Source organism: Rhodococcoides kyotonense, from assembly GCF_001645385.1.
Taxonomy (GTDB): Bacteria; Actinomycetota; Actinomycetes; order Mycobacteriales; family Mycobacteriaceae; genus Rhodococcoides; species Rhodococcoides kyotonensis_B.
In genome coordinates, this window is sequence record NZ_LVHI01000023.1 from 625,892 (window position 1) to 635,472 (window position 9,581).

At 64.8% G+C, this 9,581-nt stretch carries 7 protein-coding genes; 3 read left to right on the plus strand and 4 right to left on the minus strand.

What is annotated here, in order from left to right:
* Positions 1-34: 34 nt before the first annotated feature.
* Positions 35-955: a hydrogen peroxide-inducible genes activator gene (locus tag A3K89_RS18840; protein ID WP_068428960.1), complete on the plus strand. Its 921-nt coding sequence runs from the start codon at positions 35-37 to the stop codon at positions 953-955.
* A gap of 3 nt (positions 956-958) precedes the next feature.
* Here the strand turns inward: A3K89_RS18840 and A3K89_RS18845 are convergent, their stop codons facing one another.
* From A3K89_RS18845 to sthA, 4 genes are all read right to left on the minus strand, one after another.
* A complete protein-coding gene (locus A3K89_RS18845; protein WP_068428962.1) occupies positions 959-3,469 on the minus strand; it encodes a DEAD/DEAH box helicase in 2,511 nt (836 codons plus the stop codon).
* Positions 3,470-3,516: 47 nt separating this feature from the next.
* Complete coding sequence (locus A3K89_RS18850) at positions 3,517-4,554, minus strand: alpha/beta fold hydrolase (protein WP_068428963.1); 1,038 nt, start codon at positions 4,552-4,554, stop codon at positions 3,517-3,519.
* 241 nt (positions 4,555-4,795) lie between these two features.
* Complete coding sequence (locus A3K89_RS18855; protein WP_068428965.1) at positions 4,796-5,746, minus strand: proteasome assembly chaperone family protein; 951 nt, start codon at positions 5,744-5,746, stop codon at positions 4,796-4,798.
* Positions 5,747-5,911: 165 nt separating this feature from the next.
* Positions 5,912-7,345: a Si-specific NAD(P)(+) transhydrogenase gene (gene sthA / locus A3K89_RS18860; protein ID WP_068428967.1), complete on the minus strand. Its 1,434-nt coding sequence runs from the start codon at positions 7,343-7,345 to the stop codon at positions 5,912-5,914.
* 154 nt (positions 7,346-7,499) lie between these two features.
* On the opposite strand from sthA, the gene A3K89_RS18865 reads away from it, so the two are divergent.
* Entirely contained in the window at positions 7,500-8,585 is a 1,086-nt protein-coding gene (locus A3K89_RS18865; protein ID WP_068428970.1) for an S-(hydroxymethyl)mycothiol dehydrogenase, read from the plus strand.
* A complete protein-coding gene (locus A3K89_RS18870; RefSeq protein WP_068428972.1) occupies positions 8,582-9,208 on the plus strand; it encodes an MBL fold metallo-hydrolase in 627 nt (208 codons plus the stop codon). Before A3K89_RS18865 ends, A3K89_RS18870 begins: the two co-directional genes overlap by 4 nt.
* The last annotated feature ends 373 nt before the right edge of the window (positions 9,209-9,581 follow it).

Here is a 9,581-nt window from a genome sequence, read left to right on the forward strand (position 1 = left end):
GGCGCAGGCGATAGCCCTCGCTAAACTGATAGGCATGGCTGATCAAAGTTTCCAACCCACGCTGTCGCAACTGCGTGCGTTCGTCGCCGTGGCCGAGCACCGGCACTTCGGAACGGCCGCGGCACGACTGAAGGTCAGCCAGCCGACGCTGTCGCAGGCGCTCGCGTCGTTGGAACAGGGCCTCGGGGTGCAACTCGTGGAACGCAGTACACGCAAAGTCCTCATGACGACGGCCGGAAGCCAATTGCTCGACCGCGCGCGGGCCACGCTCGAGGCCGCCGACGGATTCACGGTGGCGGCGTCGGGATTGGGCGGTGGGCTGTCCGGACCGCTTCGACTGGGTCTCATTCCGACGGTTGCGCCGTACGTCCTGCCCGCGCTGCTGCCGGCGCTGCGCCGTGAGTATCCGGCGCTGGAGCCGTTCATCGTCGAGGATCGGACCGAGCGCCTCCTCGCGTCGTTGCGTTCGGGCGCGATAGAGGCCGCCGTTCTCGCCTTGCCGACCGAGGAGTCGGGAGTCGTCGATCTGCCCTTGTACAGCGAGGATTTCGTGCTGATCGTGCCCTCGGGGCATCCTCTCGACGGTCGTACGGATCTGACGTTGTCGGCTCTCGTCGATCAGCCGATACTGCTGTTGGACGAAGGGCATTGCCTGCGCGACCAGACGCTCGATCTGTGTCGTTCCGTCGACGCCGTTCCCGCGGCCGGCGACACACGCGCGACGTCACTGGCGACGGTCGTGCAGTGCGTCGCGGGCGGGCTCGGCGTGACGCTCGTGCCCCGGTCGGCTGTCGCGGTCGAGACGGCCAAGGGAAATCTGGGCGTCGCCGAGTTCGCCGATCCGAAGCCCGGGCGCACGATGGGGCTCGTCTACCGCGCCTCGAGTGCACGCGCCGAAGAGTACGGTGCCATCGCGGCATCGATCTCGTCCGTCGGCGCCGGTCTGCACGCCTGAACGTCAGCCCGCGGTGATCGTCACCTCGTCGAACACGATCTCGCCTGATGCGTTCGATTCGTCGACGTCGACCACGGCATTCAACGACCAGCCCTGATCGCCTTCGGGATCTTCCAGGATCTGCCGAACCGTCGTGCGGTTCGGTCCGACGGTGAGATCGAACAGAGCGGGGCCGCGCGCCGACGGACCGGTGCCCAGCTCGCCGTACTCGTCGAAGAACGGCGCGAGCTCGGCCTCCCAGTCCGGCCCGTCGTCGAGCTCGTCGAGCGCCGCCCACCGACCTGCGGCGGCGAGCTCGACGCGCTTGAACATCGCGTTGCGGACCATGACACGGAACGCGCGCGGGTTGGCCGAGATCGGCCTCGGCGAATCCCCGCCGTAGGCTTCGGGTTTCGCTTCCGGCTCCTCACCCGGATCGGTGAGGTTCTCCCACTCGTCCAGCAGGCTCGAATCGACTTGACGCACAAGCTCTCCGAGCCATTCGGTGATGTCCTGCACTTCATCGGTCCTGGCCTCGGGAGGTACCGTCTGGCGCAATGCGCGATACGCGTCGGCGAGATACCGCAGCACGAGGCCCTCGGAACGAGTCAGTCCGTAGTGGCTGATCAACTCGGCGAACGTCATCGTTCGTTCGATCATGTCGCGGACGACGGTCTTCGGCGACAGCGCGAACTCGCTCACCCACGGGTGGCCACCGCGATAGATCTCGAACGCCGGAACGAGAAGCTCGGCAAGGGGTTTCGGCCACGTGACCTCTTCCAGCAACTCCATGCGCTCGTCGTACTCGATACCGTCGGCCTTCATCTGTGCGACGGCTTCACCTCGGGCCGCGTGCTGCTGCGCCATCAGGATCTGGCGGGGATCGTCGAGCGTCGCTTCGATGACCGAGACGACGTCGAGGGCATGCGTCGGCGACTCGGCGTCGAGCAGTTCGAAGGTTGCCAGTGCGAACGGGGACAGTGGCTGGTTCAGGGCGAAGTCCGGCTGCAGATCGACCGTCAACCGAGCATGCCTGCCATCGGCGTCCGGCTCGTCGAGTTGCTCCACGATCCCCGCGGCCACGAGTCCTCGATACAGCGTGATCGCCCGAAGGATGTGCTTACGCTGCGCAGGTCGGCTCTCGTGATTGTCCTCGAGCAGGTGGCGCATCGCGTCGAAGCAATTACCGGGTCGCGCAATGACATTGAGCAACATCGAATTGCTGACGGCGAACCGCGACTGCAGCGGCTCCGGGCTGGCGGCGACGATCCGGTCGAACGTCGGTTCGCCCCACGAGACGAATCCGTCCGGCGCTTTCTTGCGTTGGACGCGCTTGAGTTTCTTCGGGTCGTCACCGGCCTTGGCGATCAGTCGCGCGTTCTCGATGTCGTGCTCGGGCGCCTCGACGACGACGGTTCCCAACGTGTCGTATCCGGCTCGTCCGGCCCGGCCTGCGATCTGGTGGAATTCCCTCGCACGTAGCTGGCGGGTACGGATGCCGTCGTACTTGGTCAGTCCGGTGAACAGCACCGTTCGGATGGGCACGTTGATTCCCACGCCGAGAGTGTCCGTGCCGCAGATGACCTTGAGCAGGCCGTCCTGCGCGAGCTTCTCGACGAGGCGTCGATATTTCGGCAGCATGCCCGCGTGGTGGACGCCGATGCCGTGACGGACCAAGCGAGACAACGTCTTTCCGAAGCCGGTCGTGAAGCGGAACTGACCGATCGCGTCGGCGATTTGTTGCTTCTCCTCTTTCGACGCGACGTTGACGCTCGTCAGAGCCTGCGCACGTTCGAGGGCGGCGGCCTGCGTGAAGTGCACGACGTACACCGGCGCGAGATGAGTGTCGACGAGTTCTTCGATGGTTTCGCCGATCGGCGTCGTCACGTACGAGAACATCAGCGGGACAGGGCGTTCCGAGCCGGACACCACCGTCGTCGCGCGGCCGGTGCGCCTGGTCAGGTCGTCGCGGAAGAACGAGACGTCACCGAGCGTGGCGGACATGAGCAGGAACTGCGCGTTCGGGAGTTCGATCAGTGGCACCTGCCACGCCCAGCCGCGATCGGGCTCGGAGTAGTAGTGGAACTCGTCCATGATCACCTGACCGATGTCCGAGTTCGCGCCCTGACGCAACGCCAGGTTCGCGACGATCTCCGCGGTGGCGCAGATGATGGGCGCTCCCGCATTGACCGACGCGTCGCCCGTCATCATTCCGACGTTCTGGGCGCCGAAGATCTCGCACAGCGCGAAGAACTTCTCGCTGACGAGCGCCTTGATCGGCGCGGTGTAGAAGCTCCGAATGCCCGACGCCATCGCCGCGAAATGCGCACCGACGGCCACCATCGACTTCCCGGAACCGGTCGGCGTCGCGAGGATGACGTTCGAGCCCGACACCAGCTCGATGAGCGCCTCTTCCTGCGCGGGATACAGCGTCAGGCCGCGGTCGACGGTCCACGACGTGAAGACGTCGAACAATGTGTCAGGGTCCTGTGCTTCGTCGGTCGTGGGATCGGGGACGAGATCGGTGAGAAGCACGTCTACAGGTTATGGGTCGAGTGCGTGGGAGGCGCCATCGCCCCTTGTCACGTCGCGCTGCGCTCGTCCGACCCCATCGCGCCGAGTACGGCGAGGCGCGTGCTCGCGCTACCGGTGATCGTGTCCTCACCGATGCCGTTCAGCAACAGGTTGCGCCACCGTGCCTCGTCGAAGTCCAAGGGGGGAGTGGACGCCAGGAACGTCTCGAGGACCTGCAGGAAACGGATGGGATCGTCCCGGAACGGGAAATGGCCCGATCCACGGAAGATCTCGAGGACGGAGCCGGGCATCGCAGAATGGGCGAGATGCGCATGGCTTACCGGAATCACCGAATCGCTGCCACCCCAGACGAGCAGTACGGGGAGGTTCTCGGTCAGGTAACAGCGGTCGAGCATCGTGACGACCTGGCCCCGCCAATCGACCACGGCGCGCAGAGTTCGCAGGTACGCCTCGTGCGCGGTCGGATCGGGGAGTCCGCTGAGGACACGCACCAGATCGGGAGTGTCGTGCAGCATCGCGCCCGGTCGGAACGGGGAACGGTTCAGCTTTCCGACGAGGTCGCCCGCCAGCTTCACCATCGTCATGGCCCCGGGAACGCGAAGAACCTTGACGACGTCGCTGGCGAGTGGGATGGACGCCAGACGCAGAATCGGGTGTACGTCTCGGGTGACGCCGCCGGCCGACACGAGGACGAGCCTGTCGACCATGTGCGGAAACTGGTAGGCGAACTGCATTGCGACGCCGCCGCCGAGGGAGTGGCCGACCACGGTGACCCGATCGATGCCCAGCACCGACAGCAGGTCACGCATCCCGTTCGCGTACGCCGCGACGGAGTAGTCGGCGCGAGGCTTGTCGGACTTGCCGTGACCCAGCAAATCCGGCGCAATCACGGTGTAGTTCTGGGCGAGATGCGGGACGATGTCGTTCCACGTCTCGGAGTTGTCGCCGATGCCGTGGATGAGCAACAGGACAGGTCCGTCTCCGGCCATACGAAAGGCGCGGCGGTACCCGTGGATGGTTCGGTACATCAAGCGTGGCTCGGCGTCGGGAACCGGCCGAAGCTTCCGCGTGCGTAGGGTGCTCATGCTGCCTCTTGTAGTCCTTGCACGTATCTCGGCGCCGGACCGCGGTGCGTGACGGGCTGGGTCGCGCCGGTTCCGACTCGAATTACATTTATGACTCTCGCACGAGCACGTGCGATCGGCGAGAGAAGAGAGCGTATTTGTAGTTACAGATATGTTTCGCGAGTCGTCGGCATATTCCCGGTCACACAAAGATACGTGCGTCCGTGTGAGCAGTCACACGGACGCACGTTCGGTCGTCGGTTCAGTTCTCACGATCGGTGTCGTCGGTATCCGAGTCGAATCCGCTTTGCTCGGCGAGGAAGCGTTCGAACTCCGCTCCGAGCTCGTCTCCACTCGGCAACGGCTCGTCACCGGCCAGAAGTGTCGACTGCTGCTCCTGCGCGGCGACGTAGGTGTCGTACTGGCGTTCCAGCGCGTGGACGACCGACTGAACTTCTTCGTTGCCCGTGATGTGCTCGTCGACCTGCTCGCGTACGCGCGCTGCGGCCTGTCCCAGTGCCGCCAACGGCAGATCCAGGTCACCGGCTTCGCTCACGTTCTCGAGCAGTGTCTCGGCGGCGGCCGGGTAGTCGGTCTGGGCCAGGTAGTGCGGCACATGCACCGAGAAGCCCATCGAGTCGTGTCCGTGCTGCGCGAGCCGGAATTCGAGCAACGACGAGACGCTGCCCGGCACCTGCAGTTCACCCGACCAACTCTGATCCGACGGCACCATCGACTTGTCCGACGAGTGCGCCGTCACGCCGAGCGGACGCGTGTGCGGGATGGCCATGGGAATCGACCCGAGTCCGATCGTGCGGCGAACGCCCAGCTGCTCCGCCAGAAGGCGCACCGCCGTCGTGAACTTCTCCCAGCGCAGGTCCGGCTCCAGACCCGACAGCAGAAGAAACGGCACCCCGGCGTTGTCCTTGACGGCGTACAGATTCAGCTCCGGCGCATCGTAATCCGAGAAGTGGTCGGCCTTGAACGTCATCGTCGGACGCCGCGAGCGGTAGTCGATCAGCTCGTCGACGTCGAACGACGCCACCAACTCCGTCTCCAACGTGTCGCGCAGGTGCTGCGTCGCGAGACGGACGGCGTGGCCCGCGTCGGAGAATCCTTCGAGGCCGTGAACGAGAACGGGGCCGACGCCGTCGCCCGACGAGGTCTGCGGAGCGGGAAACTCCAGTTCGTACATACTCGACTTCGCGTCCACCACGGACCCCTTTCGTAGACTCGCCGACGGCGCTGGTGCGGCACCGGAAGGCGAAACCGACTTCGCGACAGAATACCCACGAGTGCTACTACCTAACGCACCCGTAGTCACGACTCGATTCGTACGAAAGGAACGCGGGTGTCGCCGTGTTCATTCCCGTTCGCGTCATTCCTGTCGAGACGCGCGGCCCGCGAAATTCTGCAGAGCCCGAATCTTGTTGGTGACGTCGAGCGCGGCGACCTTGTACGCCTCGGACAGGGTGGGGTAGTTGAACACCGCGTCGACGAGATAGTCGACCGTGCCGCCGCATCCCATGACGGCTTGGCCGATGTGAATCAGATCCGTGGCGCCGGAGCCGAAGATGTGAACGCCGAGCAGAGTTCTGTCCTCGGTGGAGACCAGAAGCTTCAGCATCCCGTACGAGTCGCCTGCGATCTGGCCGCGGGCGAGCTCGCGATAGCGGGAGACGCCGACTTCGTACGGGACCGAGTTCCTGGTGAGCTCGACCTCGGTCGCGCCCACGTACGACACCTCCGGAATGGAGTAGATGCCGATGGGTTGCAGATCCATCAAGCCTTGACTCGACTCGCCGAACGCGTGGTACGCGGCGAGCCTGCCCTGATCCATGGACGTCGCCGCGAGCGCGGGGAAGCCGATGACGTCGCCGACGGCGTAGATATGGTCGACCTTCGTCTGGAAGTTCTCGTCGACGAAGATGCGCCCGCGAGCATCCGCTTCCAGTCCCGCCTTCTCGAGATCGAGCGATCGGGTCATGCCCTGACGCCCCGCGGAATACATCACCGCCTCGGCGGGGATTCGCTTCCCGCTCGCGAGCGTCGTGACGGTGCCCGCCGGGCCGACGTCGACGGCGGTCACCGCTTCGCCGAACCGGAAGGTCACTGCGAGGTCGCGCAGATGGAATTGCAGCGACTCGACGATCTCGCGGTCGCAGAAGTCGAGCATCGTGTCGCGCTTCTCGACGACGGTCACCTTCGTGCCGAGTGCCGCGAACATCGACGCGTATTCGATGCCGATGACGCCTGCGCCCACGACGACCATCGATGCAGGGATGAATTCGAGATTCAGGATGCCGTCGGAATCGAGAACCCGATAGTCGTCGAATTCGACGTCGGCGGGACGGGCCGGCGACGTGCCCGTCGCGATGACGACGTTCTTGGCCGTCACCGTGATGCGCTCTCCGCGCTGAGGATCGTCGACGACGACCGTGCGCGGGTCGAGGAATGCTCCTGTCCCGGTGATGAGTTCGATCCGATTGCGCAACAGTTGCGATCGGACGACCTCGATCTCCTTGCCGATGACGTGCGTCGTCCGCGCGAGCAGGTCGGCGGGGGTGATGTTGGCTTTGACGCGGTAGCTGGCGCCGTACAGCTCTCGCTGATTCATGCCGGTCAGGTACAGCACGGCCTCGCGCAGCGTCTTCGACGGGATGGTTCCCGTGTTCACGCACACTCCGCCGAGCATCTTGCCCTTTTCGACGATCGCGACGCGTTTGCCCAGCTTGGCGGCCGCAATTGCCGCCTTCTGACCGCCCGGTCCAGATCCGATCACGACGAGGTCGTATTCCATCGCAGCAGACATGGCTCATAGGTACTCCTCGCACGCAAAGTCCATGTGCCACCCGGATCACGAACGCGTGAACAGCTCGGGCCCCACGAGGTGCGTATGTCGCTACACGTGCATGGGTTGTGGAAGGCTGATGTCAAGACAAATCCAGTCGAAAGTGGAGGTTGCAATGCCACAGCAGGTGCGTGCCGTCGTCGCGAAGGCGAAGGGTGAGGCGGTGTCTCTCGAGACGATCGTGATTCCTGATCCGGGTCCGAACGACGTGGTCGTGAAGATCTCCGCATGCGGGGTGTGTCATACCGATCTGCATTACCGCGAGGGTGGCATCAACGACGAGTTCCCGTTCCTGCTCGGGCACGAGGCAGCCGGGATCGTCGAAACCGTCGGCGACGCGGTCACCCATGTCGAGGTCGGCGACTTCGTCGTCCTGAACTGGCGTGCGGTGTGTGGTGAGTGCCGGGCCTGCAAGAAGGGCAAGCCCTGGTACTGCTTCGACACCCACAACGCGTCGAAGAAGATGACCCTCGAAGACGGCACCGAACTCTCGCCCGCGTTGGGTATCGGCGCGTTCGCGGACAAGACACTCGTCCACGAGGGCCAGTGCACCAAGGTGAACCCGGAGTCCGATCCTGCAGTCGTCGGGTTGCTCGGTTGCGGCGTGATGGCCGGGTTGGGTGCGGCGATGAACACCGGCGACATCTCGCGCGGTGACTCGGTCGCGGTGATCGGGTGTGGTGGCGTCGGCGATGCGGCGATCGCGGGTGCGCGTCTGGCGGGTGCGACGACGATCATCGCCGTCGACCGGGATCCGGGCAAGCTCGAGTGGGCAAAGGACCTGGGGGCGACGCACACCGTCGATGCGTCGACGGTCGATGCGGTCGAGGCGATACAGGAGTTGACCGGCGGTTTCGGTGCCGACGTCGTCATCGACGCGGTCGGTCGTCCCGAGACGTGGCGGCAGGCGTTCTACGGCCGCGACCTCGCGGGCACCGTGGTGTTGGTGGGTGTGCCGACGCCGGAGATGACGCTCGAGATGCCGTTGATCGACTTCTTCTCTCGCGGTGGATCGCTCAAGTCGTCGTGGTACGGAGATTGCCTGCCCGAGCGTGACTTCCCGCTGCTGGTCGATCTGTACGAGCAGGGACGGTTGCCGCTCGAGAAGTTCGTGACCGAGCGAATCGGGATCGAGGACATCGAGGCCGCGTTCGAGAAGATGCACAAGGGCGAGGTACTGCGATCGGTGGTCGAACTATGAGCCTGCGTATCGACAGGGTCGTCACGTCCGGGACGTTCGCGCTCGACGGCGGTGAGTGGGATGTCGACAACAACATCTGGTTGATCGGCGACGACAACGAGGTCGTGATCGTCGACGCCGCGCACGATGCGCGGCCGATCATCGACGCCGTCGGGGGCCGAACGGTGAAGGCGATCGTCTGCACCCACGGCCACAACGACCATGTCACCGTCGCGCCGGAGTTGTCCCGCGCGCTCGACGCGCCGATTCTTCTGAATCCGGCCGACGACGTGCTGTGGGAACAGACCCACCCCGGCGTCGGTCACGGGACGCTCGAGGACGAGCAGCGCATCTCGGTGGCGGGGACCGACATCGTCGCGTTCCACACCCCGGGTCACTCGCCCGGGTCGACGTGCCTGTATCTGCCCGAGGCGGGGCAGTTGTTCTCCGGGGACACGTTGTTCTCCGGGGGACCTGGTGCGACGGGCCGGTCGTATTCGGACTTCCCGACGATCATCGGCTCGATCCGAGACCGGTTGTTCGCGCTGCCTGCCGAGACCGCGGTCAACACGGGCCACGGTGACGGCACCAGCATCGGCGACGAATCGCCGCACCTCGAGGAGTGGATCAAGCGCGGTAGCTGATACAGCTGCGCTACCCGTGCGCGGATAGTAGGTCCAGAGTCCGACTATCCGCGCAGTGATACTGGAATGGTTCGTCGATGCAGTGGTTTGACTCGTTTCCGCGCTGACGCCGATGGCTGTCTTTCCCGTGATGTGTCGGCTGCTGCATCGATGGACACCTGAAGCACACGCGACCGGTGGGGCGGAGTGACTTGATAGGAGCCTGACCAAAGAGTCCCGTCACTGTGTTGTCCGCCGTCCCGGCCGGTGCGTGGTCACCTCGTGAAGGGATAACCAGTGTCCAGCATGACCGAAAACCCACCCGATGTCAGCCTGACCGTGTTCGCCGGTGTCGACACCCACAAAGACACCCACCACGCCGCGATCATCGACC